This is a genomic window from Pseudomonas sp. E45-MNA-CIBAN-0222, from assembly GCF_040310405.1.
In the GTDB taxonomy this organism is placed as follows: Bacteria; Pseudomonadota; Gammaproteobacteria; order Pseudomonadales; family Pseudomonadaceae; genus Stutzerimonas; species Stutzerimonas stutzeri_AC.
This window is the reverse complement of the sequence record NZ_JBEOPU010000010.1, coordinates 170,275-187,639: the sequence shown is the minus strand read 5'-3', so window position 1 is coordinate 187,639 and position 17,365 is coordinate 170,275. Positions and strand designations below refer to the sequence as shown.

Genomic DNA, 17,365 nt, shown 5'->3' with positions numbered 1-17,365 from the left:
TGCCGGTCAGCTGTCGGCGTGGGCTTGCTGTTCCAGCCGAACGATGGCTGCGTCTAGCTCGTCCAATGCGGCTTCGCTAGCCGGATGGTTCTGTTTGAGCAGCGTTTCGCTCTGCTGGCAGGCGTTGCGCAATTGAGGCACGCCGCAGTAACGGGTGGCGCCGTGCAGGCGGTGCACGCGTTCGATCAGCGCCTGACGATCACCTGCCTGACGCGCTTCACGGATCGTACGGCGGTCGCTTTCCAGCGACTGCAGCAGCATGCCAAGCATGTCATCGGCGAGATCTGCCTTGCCAGCAGCCAAACGCAGACCTTCTTCTTCGTCGAGTACTTTCAGATTGAGCTCGGGTTGCGAAGTCTGGTCGGCGGAGTGCTGCGGCTGGCTTCGCAGAGCAAGTCCGGTCCACTTCAATACCACCTGCGCCAGTTGCCGATCGCTGATGGGCTTGGTCAGGTAGTCGTCCATGCCGCTCTGCAGCAGCGAGCGTTTCTCGTTTGCCAGCGCGTGAGCGGTGAGCGCGATGATCGGCAGTGGCGTGCTGCCCTCTACATGTTCCCAGTGGCGTATGGCTTCGGTGGTCTGTCGCCCGTCCATGCCGGGCATCTGCACATCCATCAGCACCAGATCGAAGGTGTGTTGCTTGGCTGCTTCCAGCGCAGCGAGCCCGTTGTCTACCGCGACGACCTCGGCGCCCATGTCGCCGAGAAGGGTTTTCACCAGCAGCAGGTTGGCCGGGTTGTCATCCACGCAGAGTACGCGTGCCGCACGACTTGGCGCGGCTGCAGCAGGCTCGGCGTAAGCCTGGTTCGGACGCACCAGCTCCAGCAGCACGCGCTGCAGTTTGCGGGTGCAGGCCGGCTTGCCCTGCAGCTGCGTATAGCTATGAACTTCCGGCAATGTGTCGTGGTAATGCGCCTGTTCTGTAGTGGGGCAGAGCACCACGCACTTGCAGCCGAGCGCTTCGATTTCCATTAGTCGGTCGCCGAGGGCTTCAGGCTCGATTTCACGACTGGTGACGCCGAGTACGGCCAGATCAATCAGCTGGCTGCCCTGGCGCTGGGCGGAGATCGCTTCCTGCATCTGGCCGAGCGAGTCGAAGGTATGTACTTCGAGCCCAAGGCTTTCCAGCTGATGCTGCAATGCCTGACGGGCCAGCGGATGCTGTTCCAGCAGTGCAATGCGACGTCCCTGCAGGGCGGGGTGGGGCAGGTCTTCGATGTCATCACGGGCCTTGGGCAGGCTGAGGCTGATCCAGAATTCCGAGCCTTCATCGGGAATACTGTCAACGCCGATCTCACCGCCCATCTGCTCGATCAGGCGCTTGGAAATCACCAGCCCGAGGCCGGTACCACCGGGCTGGCGCGACATGGAGTTGTCTGCCTGGCTGAAGGCCTGGAACAGGGCGCGCAGATCTTGATCGGTCAGACCGATGCCGGTGTCCTGGACGCTGATGCGCAGCTGGGCGCGATCGGAGTTGTCATCCTCGACCATGGCACGCACCGCGATGGTGCCTTCATTGGTGAATTTGATGGCATTGCTGATCAGGTTGGTCAGCACCTGCTTGAGGCGCAGCGGATCGCCCACCAGCGACAGCGGCGTATCGCGGTAGACCAGGCTGACCAACTCCAGCTGTTTGCTGTGAGCCGCTGGCGCGAGAATGGTCAGAGTGTCCTCGATCAGGTCACGCAGGTTGAACGGGATGCTGTCGAGTACCAGTTTGCCGGCCTCGATCTTGGAGAAGTCGAGGATCTCGTTGATGATGCCGAGCAGGCTGTCGGCGGACTGCTCAATAGTGCCCAGGTAATCTTGCTGGCGCGGGGTAAGGTCGCTTTTCTGTAGCAGCTGGGTGAAGCCGAGGATGCCGTTGAGCGGCGTGCGAATCTCGTGGCTCATATTGGCGAGGAACTCGGATTTGATCCGGCTGGCCTCCAGGGCCTCCTTGCGCGCCAAGTCGAGTTCGATGTTCTGGATTTCGATGGTCTCCAGATTCTGCTGCACGTCCTCGGTGGCCTGGTCGATGCTTTGCTGCAGTTCCTCGCGGGCGCTGAGTAATGCCTCGGCCATGCGGTTGATGCCCGACGCCAGCTCGTCCATCTCATGGCTGCCCAGCGGCGGCAGTCGGGTTTCCAGATGGCCGTCCTTGAGTTGTGCCACGGCACCTTTGACACGCTGCAACGGCAGGCTGATAGCCCGGCTCATGCGCAGCGCCAACAGCGCGGTGATGATCAGGCCGGTGCTGACCAGAAACAGGCTGGTGAGCAGGCTGCGGTAACCGCGCAGCAGCGTGTTGTGGTGCGAGAGCTCCAGTTCCAGCCAGCCGATCAGCTTTTCGCTTGGGCCGCGAACTTCATCGGCGAGGTTCAGATGACGGCTGAGGACCGGCATCAGGATGCGCGTGTGGTCCATGCTGCTGACACGGGTCAGACCCTCCGGGTCGCCGGGCGGCGGCGGGGTCAGCATGCGTGGGCCAGCATGCACGCGCTGGGTGCGCTCAGGGTCGAGAATGGTCACGGCACGGACGTCGGCCTGATCCAGGACCTGGGTCAGAATGCGCTGCAGGCGCTTGTCATAGCCCAGATTCATGGCGGGGGCGGCTAGCGGTGCGAGCTGCTCGGCTATCAGCTGGCCACGCTCGTCGAGCTGATGGCGCATCTCGGACAGCTGCATCCAGGTGAAGTAGGCGCCGAGTACCACTGCCAGCAGGGTGCTGGGCAATAGCGTCAGCATCAATACGCGACCACGAATTCCTAGGTCTTTCAGCACAGTCCGTCCACCGATCCTGGGTTGCAGCGCGCTAGTGTAGCGGCTCGGCTCGGCGGAATCTGCACGCCAGATCAAGCCCTAGCGCGGCATCTCAGTCCAGGCCGCGAATCTCTTTGCCGTTGAAGTCGGGCAGCTTCCAGTGGAAGGTCATGGCCAGTACGCGGAACAGGAAACCGCTGCCCAGCGCCGCCAGGGTCGCCAGCGTGGTATTGATCTCCAGCCACAGCATGCCGACGTAGAACACTCCGGTGAACAGCGCTACGGTGGCGTACAGCTCGCGCTGCAGCACCATCGGTACCTGATTGCATAGGACGTCGCGCATCAGTCCGCCGAAAATGCCGGTGATCACGCCAGCCAGCACCACGATCGACGGGTGCGCACCCATGCCCATTGCTACGTCGCAACCGATCACGGTGAACGCTACCAGACCGAGGCCGTCCACCAGCAGAAACACCATGCGCAGGTGATGCAGATGGCGGGCGATGAAGCCGGTGACGATTGCTGCGCCGATGGTGAAGGTGAGGTACTCCGGATGGGCGATCCAACCGACCGGGTAGTGGCCGAGCAGCACGTCGCGTGCGGTTCCGCCGCCCAGCGCCGTCACGGTGCCGAGCAGGCAGATACCGAACAGGTCCATCCCGCGGCGCATGCCCATGATGGCGCCAGACATGGCTTCGGCCGTAATGGCAATCAGATAGATGGTGTGCAGCAATTCCACGACGACTCTCCGGGCGGGATGCGCTGCACGCCTATGGGGCGCTGCAGCAAAGGGTGCGCGATTATGGAGCAATATTGGCTAAATTTGTCGTGGCTAAGTATTTTTAGGCCATGCAAACATTTTCTTAATCGGAAGGCCGCATGAATCTCGATCCGAAGCAGACCGAAGCATTTCGAACGGTGATCCGTACTGGTAGCTTCGAACAGGCTGCGCAGCGTCTGCACCTGACGCCACCGGCGATTTCACAGCGGGTGCGCGCACTGGAGAGCGCCCTGGGCAGTGCGCTGGTCGTGCGCAGTCGACCCTGCCGGCCCACTGAAACAGGGCAGCGTCTGTTGCAGTACCTCAAGCGCGCCACATTGCTCGAAGCTGACCTGCTGGAGGACCTCGCCGAGCGCAGCGATGCGCCACTGGTGGTGGTCGCGGCGCTAAACGCCGATAGCCTGGGGACCTGGTTCTTTCCGGCGCTGGCTGAGGTGCTGATCCGCGAGCGGGTGCTGCTCGATCTCACCGTGGAGGATCAGGACCACACCTACAGCCTGTTGGAAACGGGCCTGGCGATCGGTTGCATCAGCACCGAGCCCAAGCCCATGCGCGGCTGCACGGCCAGCCCGTTGGGCAGCATGCGCTACCGACTGGTGGCGTCGAGCGAGTTCCGGCAGAAACACTTCGCGCACGGCCTGACCCGCAATGCGGCGCGCAAGGCGCCGGTGGTCGCCTATACGCGCAAGGACACGCTGCAATCGTCGTTCCTGCTGCGCCGCTTCGGACTGCCGGAGGGGGCTTATCCCTGCCATTTCGTTCCCGGTGCCGAGCCGCATTTCAGCGCGATTCGTTACGGCCTGGGTTACGGCATGGTTCCTGAACTGTTGCTGCATGATGCGCTGAGCTCGGGTGAGGTGGTCGATCTGGCAGCCGACGAACCGCTCGAGATCGCCCTGTACTGGCACACCTGGAAGGTGCAGTCGCCGCGCATGGAGCATCTTTCGCGACAGATCGTCGAGGCCGCGCCCAAGATCCTTGCGCGCCCATAGCCAGGGCGGGGGATGGGCGTGAGTGCTTCGAAGTGCTGCCGGTCGGCTGAGACGGTCTGCCCGTCGTCGAGTGTTGCCGGTATCATGGCGACCTCTTCAGATGCCGTGCGACGCCATGACTACACACTATCCGACCATTGCCGATTGCATCGGCAACACCCCGCTGGTTCGTCTGCAGCGGATGCCGGGTAAGACCAGCAACACCATTCTGGTCAAGCTCGAGGGCAATAACCCGGCCGGTTCGGTCAAGGATCGCCCGGCGCTATCGATGATCAACCGTGCCGAGCTGCGCGGCGACATCCAGCCTGGCGATACCCTGATCGAGGCGACCTCCGGCAACACCGGAATCGCCCTGGCCATGGCAGCGGCGATCAAGGGCTACCGGATGATTCTGATCATGCCGGACAACTCCAGCGCCGAACGCAAGGCGGCCATGACCGCCTACGGCGCCGAGCTGATTCTGGTGACCAAGGAGCAGGGCATGGAGGGTGCTCGCGACCTGGCGCTGCAGATGCAGGCCGAGGGTCGCGGCAAGGTTCTCGATCAGTTCGCCAACGGCGACAATCCCGAAGCCCATTACAACAGCACCGGCCCGGAACTCTGGCGGCAAACTCAGGGCAGCATTACGCATTTCGTCAGCTCCATGGGTACCACCGGGACCATCATGGGGGTTTCGCGCTACCTCAAGGAGCAGAACGCCGACGTGCAGATCGTTGGCCTGCAGCCGATGGAAGGCGCCGCCATCCCCGGCATCCGCCGTTGGCCTCAAGAGTACCTGCCGAAAATCTTCCAGGCCGAGCGCGTCGATCGGGTGATCGATATGTCGCAGCTCGAAGCCGAGCAGGTGATGCGGCGTCTGGCCCGTGAAGAAGGCATCTTCTGCGGCGTGTCGTCTGGCGGTTCCGTAGCGGCCGCATTGCGCCTTTCGCAGGAGCTGGAAAATGCGGTGATCGTGGCGATCATCTGTGATCGCGGCGATCGTTATCTATCGACTGGCGTGTATGACGCGCCTAACTGAAAGGCTCGTCAGCGGCGCGATTGTGACGCCGCGTCCGGTTAGCCACGACATTCTCAATGCACTACCGAACAGCGCAGGTTTCAGCTGATGGCCAAACGTAGCGGCGCTTTGCGCTTTCAACCCAGCGGCGGCGAGCGCAAGCCCCAGGTGCCGGTCGGCAAGAAGCAGCGCCTGAATATCGAGCGGTTGGCCAATGACGGGCGCGGCATTGCCTTCATCGAGGGGCGCACCTGGTTCGTCGAAGGCGCATTGCCTGGCGAGGAGGTCGAGGCGCGAGTGCTGGCTGCGCGCAGCCAGATCGTCGAGGCGCGCTGCGAGCGCGTGCTTCAGGCCAGTGCGCTGCGCCAGGTCGAGCCATGCCCGCATGCCCGTCTGTGCGGCGGCTGCAACCTGCAGCATGCCCTAATTGCAGATCAACTCGCCCTCAAACAGCACACGCTGAGCGAACAGCTGAGCCGTGTGGCCGGTCTGCAGCCAGAAAGCTGGGCCGAGCCGCTGGTGGGGCCGGAGTTCGGCTACCGGCGCCGCGCGCGACTGGCGGTGCGCTGGGACGTCAAGAGAAAGCGTCTGGACATCGGTTTCCGCGCCAGCGCCAGCCAGGAAATCGTCTCCATCAGCGAATGTCCGGTTCTGGTACAGCCCTTGCAGTCGCTGCTGCCGGCTTTGCTGGCGGCGTTGCGTGATCTGAGCAAGCCCCAGGCAATCGGTCACATCGAACTCTTCAGTGGCACCGCCGAGGCCGTGCTGATTCGCCACACTGCCGCCCTCCCGGAAACGGACGTGGCACGCTTGCGCAGCTTTGCCACCGCTAATGGAGCGCAGCTCTGGTGGCAGGGGGAAGGCGAGCCTCAGCCGGACGATGCGGCGGCGACCTTGGCTTACCGCCTGGATGCCTGGGGGCTGGAGTTGGCCTGGCGGCCCGGGGATTTCGTCCAGGTCAACGCGCCGGTCAATGATGCGATGGTGGCTCAGGCTCTGGAATGGCTCGGAGCAGGCAAGGACGAGTCGGTGCTCGACCTGTTCTGCGGGCTGGGCAACTTCAGCCTGCCGCTGGCTCGCACGGGGGCTTTGGTGGTGGGCGTTGAGGGCGTCGAGGCGATGGTGGCTCGGGCTCAGGAGAACGCTCAGCGCAACGGTCTGGAGCACGCGCACTTTTATCGGGCCGACTTGTCGAACCCGCTTGCCGATGCACCTTGGGCACGCAACGGGTTCATCGCGGTGCTGCTCGATCCGCCGCGCGACGGCGCGCTGGAAATCGTTCGACAAATGTCGAAGCTCAAGGCCCGGCGGGTGGTCTATGTTTCATGCAATCCGGCCACCCTTGCGCGCGATGCACGCGAGCTGGCCAATCAGGGGTACCGCCTGAGGCGTGCCGGGGTGCTGGATATGTTCCCGCAAACGGCCCATGTCGAAGCCATGGCGCTGTTCGAGCGGAGTTAGCGCTCGATGCTGCATTCTTGACAGGCGAATTGCCTGTGGTTCAACCGACCGGCACACAGAATGCCGGCGTTTATGGCGCAGCTGCTGCGCAGAAGGGAAGGTTAGATGGTACAGGTCAGAGCGCTTCAGCCGATCAATACGGACGGCAGTATCAACCTGGATGGCTGGCTCGATCATGTGTTGGGGATGGACCCGGCACTCGACCGCGCGGCCCTGAAGGAAGCCTGTGAGTTCGCCCGTGAGGCGGAGCAGCAGGCCAACGCGGCGCAAAATCTCTGGAGTGAGGGGACTTCCAGCTACCAGATCGGTCTCGAGATCGCGGAGATACTCGCCGACCTCAAGCTCGACCAGGACAGCCTGGTTGCCGCGGTCATCTACCGCGGCGTGCGCGAAGGCAAGATCCAGCTGCCGGATGTGCACCAGCGCTTCGGCTCGGTAGTGGCCAAGTTGATCGAAGGCGTGCTGCGCATGGCCGCGATCAGCGCCAGTCTCAATCCTCGCGAATCTCTCGTACTCGGCTCCCAGGCGCAGGTGGAGAACCTGCGCAAGATGCTGGTGGCGATGGTCGATGACGTGCGCGTTGCGCTGATCAAGCTCGCCGAGCGCACCTGTGCCATACGTGCGGTCAAGCTGACCGACGACGAGAAGCGCCAGCGCGTTGCCCGCGAAGTTTTCGATATCTACGCGCCGCTGGCCCATCGTCTGGGCATCGGCCACATCAAGTGGGAGCTGGAGGACTTGTCCTTCCGCTATCTCGAGCCCGAACAGTACAAGCAGATCGCCCAGCTCTTGCACGAGCGTCGACTCGACCGCGAACAGTACATCCAGAACGTCGTGCAGCAGCTCAAGGATGAACTGACCGCAACAGGCATCCAGCCCGATATCGACGGGCGCGCCAAGCACATCTATTCGATCTGGCGAAAAATGCAGAAGAAGGGTCTGCAGTTCAGCCAGATCTACGACGTTCGCGCCGTGCGCGTGCTGGTGCCGGAAGTCCGCGACTGTTATACCGCGCTGGGTATCGTGCACACCTTGTGGCGGCATATTCCCAAGGAGTTCGACGACTATATCGCCAACCCGAAGGAGAACGGCTACCGCTCGCTGCACACCGCGGTGATCGGCCCGGAGGGCAAGGTGCTGGAGGTGCAGATCCGCACCCACGCCATGCACGAAGAGGCCGAGCTGGGTGTTTGCGCGCATTGGCGCTACAAGGGTACCGACGTCAATTCCGGCTCCGACCATTACGAGGAGAAAATCGCCTGGCTGCGTCAGGTGCTCGAATGGCACGAAGAACTGGGAGACATCGGCGGTCTGGCCGATCAGCTGCGGGTGGATATCGAGCCTGACCGGGTCTACGTGTTCACGCCTGACGGCCATGCCATCGATTTGCCCAAGGGTGCGACGCCGCTGGACTTCGCCTATCGCGTGCATACCGAGATCGGCCACAACTGCCGTGGCGCCAAGATCAATGGGCGCATCGTGCCGCTCAACTACAGCCTGCAGACCGGCGAGCAGGTGGAGATCATCACCAGCAAGCACGGATCGCCGAGCCGCGACTGGCTGAACCCCAACCTGGGTTACATCACCACTTCGCGCTCGCGGGCCAAGATCGTTCATTGGTTCAAGCTGCAGGCCCGCGACCAGAACGTCGCTGCTGGCAAGACGCTGCTGGAGCGCGAACTGGGACGGCTGGATTTGCCGCCGGTGGACTTCGACAAGCTGGCCGAAAAGGCCAACCTGAAGGGTGCCGAGGACATGTTCGCGGCGCTGGGAGCCGGCGATTTACGCCTCGCGCATCTGGTCAATATGGCGCAGCAACTGGTCGAGCCGGAGCGTGGCCAAGACCAGCTGGAGTTGATTCCGCGGCGCTCTGCGCCATACAAGCCGGGCAAGCGTGGGGATGTGCAGATCCAGGGCGTAGGCAATCTGCTGACGCAGATGGCCGGCTGCTGCCAGCCGCTGCCGGGCGATCCCATCGTCGGGTACATCACTCAGGGGCGCGGCGTCAGCATCCACCGCCAGGATTGTCCGTCGGTGCTACAGCTGGCCGGGCGTGAGCCGGAGCGCATCATCCAGGTCAGCTGGGGCCCGGTACCGGAGAAAACCTATCCGGTGGAAATCATGATTCGCGCCTACGACCGCGCCGGACTGCTGCGCGATATCTCGCAGATGCTGCTCAATGAGCGCATCAACGTGCTGTCGATGAACACTCGCTCGAACAAGGAAGACAGCACCGCGCAGATGACGCTGACCATCGAGATTCCCGGGCTGAACGCCCTGGGTCGCCTGCTCAGCCGCATTTCGCAGCTGCCCAATATCATCGAGGCCAAGCGCCAAAGAGCCACGTAACGCGCAGCACGGTGGAGGCGCGCCTTTTGCGCCATGGTGGATCGGTGAAGCGTCATCCACCCTACGATGCAATACGGTTTTGGGCGTTTGGCCCGCGATCGAACCGTAGGGTGGATATCGCTTTTTACATCCACTGTGATGCCATCAGCGTCCCTCACCAGCCCTCGATTCGCTGAGGAATCCTATGTACCAACTCAACGATCTCCTGCATCTGATGGCCCGGCTGCGCGACCCGCAGCATGGCTGCCCGTGGGACCTGCAGCAGAACTACGCGAGTATCGTGCCGCATACCCTTGAAGAGGCCTACGAGGTGGCCGATGCCATCGAAAGCGGCGATTTCGACCATCTGCCCGGCGAGCTGGGTGACCTGCTGTTTCAGGTCGTCTATTACAGCCAGCTGGCCAAGGAGGAGGGACGCTTCGACTTTTCCACGGTGATAGATGCCATCACCCGCAAATTGATTCGCCGCCATCCTCATGTGTTCCCTGATGGTGACTTGTACGGTTCGCCGGAGCTACCGCGCCTCGATGAAGCGGCCATCAAGCAGCGCTGGGAGGAGATCAAGGCCGAGGAGCGTGCCGAGAAAGCCGCCGCACCTGAACAGCTGTCGTTGCTCGATGATGTGCCCAGCGCGCTGCCGGCGCTTAGCCGTGCTGCCAAACTGCAGAAGCGCGCGGCGCAGGTCGGTTTCGACTGGCCCGAGGCGCTGCCGGTGGTGGACAAGGTGCGCGAGGAACTCGGCGAAGTGCTGGAGGCAATGAGCGAGAATGACCCAAAAGCCATAGCCGAGGAACTGGGCGACCTGTTGTTCGTTGTGGTCAACCTGGCGCGCCATCTCAAGGTCGACCCGGAGAACGCCTTGCGTGCAGCCAACGGCAAGTTCGAGCGACGTTTCCGCTTCATCGAGCAGGCCTTACGCGAGGCGGGGCGACCCATCGAGAGCTGCGATCTCGAGGCGCTCGACGCGCTCTGGGGCGCGGCCAAAAAAGCCGAGCGTTTGCCAGCCTGCGGTTAATGGTGCTCACCGGGGTGGATGTCGCTTTTCACATCAACCACAATGCCGCTCGGTGGGAGCGAAGCAGCATTCCACCGGTGCCCAACTTGAATTCATGACGAGACGAGCCGAAACATGAGTCTTTCCCTCCGTGATCAGCTGCTCAAAGCCGGGTTGGTCAACGAAAAGCAGGCCAAGCAGGCCGTCAAGCAGAAGCAGAAACAGCAACGCCTGGAGAAGAAGGGCCAGGTTGAGAAAGATGATTCGCAGCGTGAGGCCGCGTTGAAGGCGCAGGCCGAAAAGATCGCCCGCGATCAGGAGCTCAATCGTCAGCAGCAGCAGAAAGCTGAGCAGAAGGCCCGAACGGCCCAGATTAAGCAGCTGATCGAGACCAGCCGCCTGCCGAAGCTGACCACCGAGGATTACTACAACTTCGTCGACGACAAGAAGGTCAAGCGCCTGTCGGTCAACAAGCTGATGCGTGACAAGCTGGCCAGTGGTTCGCTGGCTATCGTTCGTCACGGCGGTGGCTACGAAGTCATCCCGAGGGACGCGGCGCTGAAGATTCAGGAGCGCGATCCGCAGCGCGTGGTGCAGCTCAACACTCGCACCGAAGAGCCGGATGCCGACGATCCGTACGCCGCGTACCAGGTTCCTGACGACCTGATGTGGTGAGGCAGCGGGGCAGGTGCTTCGGCCGACGGAAGGTTGGATAGAAATAGCCCGCCCTGGCCTCTACTGCAGACGCCCGCAACCGCGGGCGAATGCAGTGGAGGACGATATGGACGCTCAATCGAACCGCTATTCCCCTTACGTCGACAACAATGGCTGGCGCGCCGCCGGCGTTCCGGGTGATCCAGAGGAGCCGGGCGTACCCACCCAGCCGACCGAGCCTGGCGAACCCACCGTGCCGGATCAACCACCACCTGCACCGGTTGCCTGACCGCTGCACGATGGGCTCTTGGCATGGCTGCCGGTTTGCACTGGCAGCCTGCGCCATCTGCGATATGCCTTCAGACTGACCGTCAGTATCTGAGCCGACTCTCCTGTTGCAAATCACACCCATTCGACCCAGTGCGTCCGCGCGGTTGACCAATCGATGTTCTTCGGTCCTCACGTAAAGCTGCTAACTTTGATGTGAGGGAGCGAACTGCCGACGCCGGACGGGTCTAAAAACTTACAAAAACCAAAATGTGCGTTATTACGCTCAGCAGGTTTCTTTAAGGCGAGGGGCATTACATGACGACTTGGATCATTGCATACAACAAAGACGGCAATACTTCGACGCTGAAAATCGATTCAGAACACCAGCCAGATATCGATGAAGCCGTGGAACTGGTGACTCGCAAGGCAGAAGAGCTGTATCCGGATCAGGAAATCGAGCACGAGCACGAACCGGATCTGGAGGACACCCCGGCCACGCGTCTGGCCGAGCGTTACGGCATCACCATCACGGGCATATCCCAGGCCTGACGGGCACAGCGCGCGTCAGCGGCCACACCTCTCCATCCCCGATCACATAAATCTGCCAGTTGTCTTCGGCTGCCACCGTCATCGTCCCGGTGAAGTTGCCGAAGGCCGGCAGCAGGCTGAGCCGTGCCCCGATGCAGAAGCACGGCAGGCGCAGCCGCTGACGGCCGCGGCCATGCAGCTGAAAGGCTGGATGTACGTGGCCGGCGAGCACGTGATGGGTCGGGTGCGGGTCCGGCTCATGCTGCAGGGAATAGGGGCCGAACAGTAAGGGCTCGCTGACCACGTTGATATCGAGCTCGCGCGGTGGGTCGCCGGCGCGGCGGTCGTGGTTGCCCCGCACCAGCGTGATCTCCAGTTGCACATGCTGTGCGCGCCATTCGGCCAGACGGACCAGCGTGGATGGTGCACGGGACTCCGGCGCATGCAGGAAATCACCGAGAAAGATCAGCTGGCGGCAGGTATACCGTGCCAGTAGATCGTCCAGCTGCCGCAGGTTGGCGTCGGTGGTGCCATGGGGCACGGGTTGGCCCAGGCGCCGGTACGCTGCGGCTTTGCCGAAATGGATGTCCGCTATCAGCAGCGCCTGCTGCTCAGGCCAGTAGACGGCCTTTTCCGCAAGCAGCCAGAGCGTACTGCCGGCCAGTTCGATGGGCTGGTAAGAATTCATGCGAGGCATGGGGGTGGTGAGGCTGGCGTCATGGGGCGCGTTTCGGCTTCTTGATGCGCGGCGTGCCGTCCTTAGTCTGCCGCGGTTTGCGTTTAGGCGTGGTCTCACGTTCGACCATGATGCTGGCATTCGCTTCCGGCTGGTAGCCGCCGGGGCCAGCCGCCTTGTCCAGTTCGGCGACCATCCGGCGGATGCGATCGGCCAGCTTTTCCGAGGTCATGCTCTCGCGGAAACGTTCGACCATCAACGGGAACGCCAGAGGCGTGGTGCGTTTGACCTGGTGTATGTCCAGCTGTCGTTGCTGCAACCGCTTCAGTGTCTGCTGCAGCCGCTCGACCTCCAGTTCCTGGCGCAGCACTTCTTCTTCGGCCTGTGTCAGCAGCAGGTTGGCCGGGTCGTACTGGCGGAAGACGTCGAAGAACAGCCCGCTGGAAGCTTGCAGCTGACGCGCGCTTTTCTGCGCTCCGGGGTAGCCGGAAAACACCAAACCTGCGATGCGCGCGATCTCACGAAAACGGCGGCGCGCCAGTTCGCCGGCGTTGAGACTGGCGAGCACGTCGTGCAGCAGGTTGTCTTCGCTGAAAAGCGCCGGCGTCAGCCAGTGCAGCCAATCCACTTCGGTCGCCGAGAGCAGCTCGAAGCCATAGTCGTTGACCGCGATGGAAAAGCTCAGCGGCTGCCGTTGGCCCATGCGCCAGGCCAGCAGGCTGGCCAGTCCCAGATGCACGTGGCGGCCAGCGAAAGGGTAGAGGAACAGATGCCAGCCTTCACACGACTTCATCACCTCGGCCAGCAGCGTGGTTTCGCTGGGCAGCGCTGACCAGTCCATCTGCACCCGCAGCAGCGGCTCGACCAGGCGCATCTCGGCGCTGTCGAATCGGCCGCGCGAGGCCGCGCCCAATTGCTCGACCACCGCATCGGCCAGTTCGCTGGAGAGCGGCATGCGGCCACCGTTCCAGCGTGGTACGGCGGCCTTCTTACCGGTGGCCCGGCTGACGTAGGCGGTCATGTTCTCGACCCGTACCAGCTCCAGCAGGCGGCCGCCGAAGAGGAAGTTGTCGCCTGGGCGCAGGCGCGCGATGAAACCTTCCTCAATGCTGCCCAGCGAACGCCCGCTGCCGCCCTTGGCCCAGAATTTCACCGTCAGGCTGGCGTCGCTGACGATGGTGCCGATGCTCATGCGGTGCCGCAGTGCAACGCGGCGGCTCGGCACTTTCCATAGGCCGGTTTCGTCCGGCGCGACCCGCTGATAGTCCGGGTAGGCGGTCAGCGAATGCCCGCCGTGGCGGACGAAGGCCAGCGCCCATTGCCAGTGCTCGTCGCTCAATTCTCGGTACGACCAGGCCTGGCGTACCTCGGCGAACAGTTCTTCCGGCCGGAAGCCGCCGCCCAGCGCCATGCTGACCAGATGCTGCACCAATACGTCGAGTGGGCGATGCGGTGCGCTGCGGGCTTCGATACGGCGCTCCGCAATCGCGACCTGGGCGGCAGCGGCTTCTACGACTTCCACGCTATGCGTCGGCACCAGGGTGACGCGCGATGTCCGACCGGGCGCATGCCCGGAGCGTCCGGCGCGCTGCATCAGCCGCGCCACGCCCTTGGGCGAGCCGATCTGCAAAACACGCTCGACCGGCAGGAAGTCCACGCCCAGATCCAGGCTGGAGGTGCAGACCACGGTCTTCAGCGCGCCCTGCTTGAGGCCTTGTTCGACCCAATCACGGACTTCGCGGGCCAGCGAGCCGTGGTGCAGGGCGATGAGCCCGGCCCAGTCCGGACGCGCCTCAAGAAGCGCCTGATACCAGATTTCCGACTGCGAACGGGTATTGGTGAACACCAGTGTCGTCGCGGCTGAGTCGATCTGCTCGACCACCTGCGGCAGCATGCGCAGGCCGAGATGACCGGCCCAAGGAAAGCGCTCGATGCTTGGCGGCAGCAGGGTATCGACGCGCAGATCCTTTTCGACCTTGCCTTGCACCAGCCTGCCGCTGCCGGGATGCAACAGTACCTCCAGCGCATGGGGTTGGTTACCCAGAGTGGCCGAGAGGCCCCAGACGATCAGCTCCGGCATCCACTGGCGCAGGCGCGCCAATGCTAGTTGCAGTTGCACGCCGCGCTTGTTGCCCAGCAGCTCGTGCCATTCGTCCACCACCAGCATGCGCAAACCAGCAAAGGCCTGGCGCGCATCGGCGCGGGTCAGCAGCAGGGTCAGGCTTTCCGGCGTAGTGACCAGCGCGCTGGGCAACCGCCGACCCTGCCGCGCGCGCTCAGTGCTGCTGGTGTCACCGGTGCGCAGGCCGATGCTCCAATTGATGTCGAGATCGTCCAGCGGGGCTTGCAGCGCGCGGTCGGTATCGGCGGCCAGGGCGCGCATCGGGGTGATCCAGAGAACGGTCAGCGGGGCGGGTTTGTCCGATGCATCGGCGCCGTGTTTCGCGGGCGAGGTGGAAGCGAAGCGGTTGAGCGCGCCAAGCCAGACGGCGTAGGTTTTGCCGGACCCCGTCGTGGCGTGGAGCAGGCCGGACTCGCCTCGATCGATCGCTTGCCAGACCTCGCGCTGAAAGGGAAAAGGCTGCCACCCCCGACGGGCGAACCAGCGTGCGCCCAGGCGATCGGTCGTACTACTCATTTGCAGTGCGGCCGGGACGTGATGTTGGCGGGGGCAAGAAGCGCCCCGTGAGTGCGGCCGCGACGGGCGGTGTGAGCCTGCTGACGCCCAGTGGCCCGTCTTCCTCCCCTCACCCCCAACCCCTCTCCCTCAGAGAGAGGGGGGCGACTACTCAGCGGGCCTGATGTTTCGTGCGCGTCTGCTGCATCGCTCGTGGTGCGTCCCGCGTTGATGCCTCGGCTCCCAGCCGGACCGCGGTGGCTCTTTCTCCCTCTGGGATAAGGCCGGGGTGAGGGCAGGTTGAGTACGGAGTCGCGAGCGTGTCTCCTCACTTCCGGCCCAAATGACGCAGGGACAGGGAGTACACCGCCCAGCCACCTGATGCACCAGCTCGCCGCACCGCTGTAACCCTCTCTCCCTCTGGGCGAGGGCAGGGGGGAGGGCGGTTTGGGCTCGGTGGGCGCCAGGCACTGCGACTTCATCCCAGCAATTCCTTCAGCGTCTCCAGGGTGTCGGCTTCGTCCACCGGCTTATCGAGGCGCCAGCGCAGCATGCGCGGGAAGCGCACGGCGATGCCGCTCTTGTGCCGGCTGCTGGCGGCGATGCCTTCGAAGCCGAGTTCGAACACCAGCGTGGGGGTCACGCTGCGCACCGGGCCGAATTTCTCCACCGTGGTCTTGCGTACGATGGCGTCGACCTTGCGCATTTCTTCGTCGGTCAGCCCGGAGTAGGCCTTGGCGAAGGGCACCAGTTTGCGCTCGGGATCGCCCGGTTCACCGTCCCAGACGGCGAAGGTGTAGTCGGTATAGAGGCTGGCGCGGCGGCCGTGGCCGCGCTGGGCGTAGATCAGCACGGCATCGACCGAGTACGGATCGATCTTCCATTTCCACCAGACGCCGACATCCTTGGTCCGGCCGACGCCGTACTGTGCGGCCCGCGCCTTGATCATCATGCCTTCGACGCCACGTGCCCGAGAGGCTTCGCGTTGGCGCGCCAGATCGGCCCAGTCGCTGCCAGTCACCAGTGGCGAGAGCATCAGGCGCGGGTTGGGGCATTGCCCGACCACGTTTTCGAGCTGCTGCCGGCGTTCACGGTGTTCACGTTGCCGCCAGTCATCGCCCTGCCATTCCAGCAGGTCGTAGGCAAGCACTGCGACCGGGGCGTCCTGCAAGACCTTCGCAGTCAGGTTCTTGCGGCCGATACGCTGCTGCAGCAAGGCGAAGGGTTGTACCCCGAAGCGCTCGCTCACGTCGGTATCATCGGGGTTTGGCTGCTCGAAGAGTTCGGTCGCCGACTCGCCGGGCGCGTGCTTCCAGACCAGGATCTCGCCGTCGATCACCGTGCCGTCCGGCAGGCTGCTGGCCAGTTCGCAGAGCTCCGGGAAGCGCTCGCTTACCAGCTCTTCACCGCGCGACCAGATCCAGATCTGCCCGTCGCGCTTGACCAGCTGGGCGCGGATGCCGTCCCACTTCCATTCGATGAACCAGTTATCCGGCGCGCCGAGCAGGGTGTCGAACTCCTCGACCGGGGCCTGCAACGAGTGGGCGAGAAAAAACGGGTAGGGCTGGCCGCCGCGCTGGGCGTGCTCGTGCTCGGATTCCTCGGCGATCAGCGCGCGGTAGCCCTCGGCGCTGGGGCGATGCGACAGGTCGGTGTAGCCCACCAGCCGTTGCGCAACGCGCTTGGGATCGAGATCGACCAGCGAGGCTAGCGCGCGGGTGACCAGCAGCTTCGAGACGCCAACGCGAAACGCGCCGGTGATCAGCTTGATGCAGACCATCAGGCTCAGCCGATCCAGCTGTGCCCAGAGTTCCGGCAGGCGTTCGGCCAGTTCTTCCGGTGGCAGGCCGCGCAAGGGCAGCAGCTTGTCCTGCATCCACACGGCCAGCCCGTCCTCGGAGCTGTGTTCGGCGTCGGGCATCAGCAGCGAGATGGTCTCGGCCATGTCGCCGACGGCCTGGTAGCTTTCCTCGAACAGCCATTCCGGCAAGCCCGACGCCCGCATCGCGGTTTCGCGCAGCACGCGGGTCGGGACCAGCTGGCGCGGTCGGCCACCGGAGAGGAAGTAGACCGCCCAGGCGGCGTCGGCCGGATCGGCGTCACGAAAATAGTCGCGCATCGCGGCGAGCTTGGCGTTGCTCGAGGTGGTGGCGTCGAGGCGGCTGTAAAGGGTGGCGAAGGCTTTCATTTCGGCCCGCCTGTATCGGAAGAGGCGGGTTGTTCGCGAGCAAACTCGCTGCGATGGAAGCGAGGTGAAATTTCTGCGTCGGTGTTAGATGGCAGGAGGCGCAAGGCATGACTGCG

At 63.6% G+C, this 17,365-nt stretch carries 13 protein-coding genes; 8 read left to right on the top strand and 5 right to left on the bottom strand.

The features are described from left to right. Positions 1-6: 6 nt before the first annotated feature. Together AAEZ08_RS16315 and AAEZ08_RS16310 are read right to left on the bottom strand one after the other, a co-directional pair. Positions 7-2,763, bottom strand: coding sequence for a response regulator (locus AAEZ08_RS16315; protein ID WP_500124704.1), 2,757 nt, complete (start codon positions 2,761-2,763; stop codon positions 7-9). 91 nt (positions 2,764-2,854) lie between these two features. Next, positions 2,855-3,481 carry a trimeric intracellular cation channel family protein gene (locus AAEZ08_RS16310; RefSeq protein WP_003283735.1) on the bottom strand — a complete coding sequence of 209 codons (627 nt, stop codon included), beginning with the start codon at positions 3,479-3,481 and terminating at the stop codon, positions 2,855-2,857. A 140-nt stretch (positions 3,482-3,621) separates the two neighbouring features. Between AAEZ08_RS16310 and AAEZ08_RS16305 the strand changes: the two genes are divergently transcribed. The 8 genes from AAEZ08_RS16305 (at position 3,622) to AAEZ08_RS16270 (ending at position 11,789) form a co-directional block, all read left to right on the top strand. After that, complete coding sequence (locus tag AAEZ08_RS16305; RefSeq protein WP_500124703.1) at positions 3,622-4,515, top strand: HTH-type transcriptional regulator ArgP; 894 nt, start codon at positions 3,622-3,624, stop codon at positions 4,513-4,515. A 115-nt stretch (positions 4,516-4,630) separates the two neighbouring features. After that, positions 4,631-5,533 carry a cysteine synthase CysM gene (cysM, locus tag AAEZ08_RS16300; RefSeq protein WP_058064859.1) on the top strand — a complete coding sequence of 301 codons (903 nt, stop codon included), beginning with the start codon at positions 4,631-4,633 and terminating at the stop codon, positions 5,531-5,533. Positions 5,534-5,620: 87 nt separating this feature from the next. Next, the gene (rlmD, locus tag AAEZ08_RS16295) at positions 5,621-6,973 is read left to right on the top strand and encodes a 23S rRNA (uracil(1939)-C(5))-methyltransferase RlmD (protein WP_500124702.1); all 1,353 of its coding nucleotides are present in this window, start codon (positions 5,621-5,623) and stop codon (positions 6,971-6,973) included. Positions 6,974-7,078: 105 nt separating this feature from the next. Beyond that, complete coding sequence (gene relA / locus AAEZ08_RS16290) at positions 7,079-9,322, top strand: GTP diphosphokinase (RefSeq protein ID WP_003283730.1); 2,244 nt, start codon at positions 7,079-7,081, stop codon at positions 9,320-9,322. Between the two features lie 184 nt (positions 9,323-9,506). Beyond that, positions 9,507-10,337 (top strand): nucleoside triphosphate pyrophosphohydrolase, encoded by an 831-nt coding sequence (gene mazG, locus AAEZ08_RS16285; protein ID WP_181066836.1) that lies wholly within the window; start codon positions 9,507-9,509, stop codon positions 10,335-10,337. 114 nt (positions 10,338-10,451) lie between these two features. Continuing rightward, a complete protein-coding gene (locus AAEZ08_RS16280; protein WP_003283727.1) occupies positions 10,452-10,991 on the top strand; it encodes a DUF2058 domain-containing protein in 540 nt (179 codons plus the stop codon). 106 nt (positions 10,992-11,097) lie between these two features. Then, positions 11,098-11,259, top strand: coding sequence for a hypothetical protein (locus tag AAEZ08_RS16275; protein ID WP_500124701.1), 162 nt, complete (start codon positions 11,098-11,100; stop codon positions 11,257-11,259). Positions 11,260-11,555: 296 nt separating this feature from the next. Further along, on the top strand, positions 11,556-11,789 hold the full coding sequence (locus tag AAEZ08_RS16270) for a hypothetical protein (protein WP_003283724.1): 234 nt from the start codon (positions 11,556-11,558) through the stop codon (positions 11,787-11,789). Here the strand turns inward: AAEZ08_RS16270 and pdeM are convergent. The 3 genes from pdeM to AAEZ08_RS16255 all read right to left on the bottom strand — a co-directional run bounded on the left by pdeM (position 11,767) and on the right by AAEZ08_RS16255 (position 17,249). Further along, positions 11,767-12,456 (bottom strand): ligase-associated DNA damage response endonuclease PdeM, encoded by a 690-nt coding sequence (gene pdeM / locus AAEZ08_RS16265; RefSeq protein WP_003283723.1) that lies wholly within the window; start codon positions 12,454-12,456, stop codon positions 11,767-11,769. The genes AAEZ08_RS16270 and pdeM overlap by 23 nt on opposite strands. A 28-nt stretch (positions 12,457-12,484) precedes the next feature. Then, positions 12,485-15,082, bottom strand: a complete 2,598-nt coding sequence (locus AAEZ08_RS16260) for a ligase-associated DNA damage response DEXH box helicase (protein WP_500124700.1) — start codon at positions 15,080-15,082, stop codon at positions 12,485-12,487. Positions 15,083-15,539: 457 nt separating this feature from the next. Continuing rightward, a complete protein-coding gene (locus tag AAEZ08_RS16255; protein ID WP_500124699.1) occupies positions 15,540-17,249 on the bottom strand; it encodes an ATP-dependent DNA ligase in 1,710 nt (569 codons plus the stop codon). Between the last annotated feature and the right edge of the window lie 116 nt (positions 17,250-17,365).

What these genes read in the sequence shown, in the direction of transcription:
- AAEZ08_RS16305 (WP_500124703.1), top strand. Translation starts at nt 3,622, where the DNA reads ATGAATCTCGATCCGAAGCAGACCGAAGCATTTCGAACGGTGATCCGT.
- cysM (WP_058064859.1), top strand. Translation starts at nt 4,631, where the DNA reads ATGACTACACACTATCCGACCATTGCCGATTGCATCGGCAACACCCCG.
- rlmD (WP_500124702.1), top strand. Translation starts at nt 5,621, where the DNA reads ATGGCCAAACGTAGCGGCGCTTTGCGCTTTCAACCCAGCGGCGGCGAG.
- relA (WP_003283730.1), top strand. Translation starts at nt 7,079, where the DNA reads ATGGTACAGGTCAGAGCGCTTCAGCCGATCAATACGGACGGCAGTATC.
- mazG (WP_181066836.1), top strand. Translation starts at nt 9,507, where the DNA reads ATGTACCAACTCAACGATCTCCTGCATCTGATGGCCCGGCTGCGCGAC.
- AAEZ08_RS16280 (WP_003283727.1), top strand. Translation starts at nt 10,452, where the DNA reads ATGAGTCTTTCCCTCCGTGATCAGCTGCTCAAAGCCGGGTTGGTCAAC.
- AAEZ08_RS16275 (WP_500124701.1), top strand. Translation starts at nt 11,098, where the DNA reads ATGGACGCTCAATCGAACCGCTATTCCCCTTACGTCGACAACAATGGC.
- AAEZ08_RS16270 (WP_003283724.1), top strand. Translation starts at nt 11,556, where the DNA reads ATGACGACTTGGATCATTGCATACAACAAAGACGGCAATACTTCGACG.
- pdeM (WP_003283723.1), bottom strand. Translation starts at nt 12,456, where the DNA reads ATGAATTCTTACCAGCCCATCGAACTGGCCGGCAGTACGCTCTGGCTG.
- AAEZ08_RS16260 (WP_500124700.1), bottom strand. Translation starts at nt 15,082, where the DNA reads ATGAGTAGTACGACCGATCGCCTGGGCGCACGCTGGTTCGCCCGTCGG.
- AAEZ08_RS16255 (WP_500124699.1), bottom strand. Translation starts at nt 17,249, where the DNA reads ATGAAAGCCTTCGCCACCCTTTACAGCCGCCTCGACGCCACCACCTCG.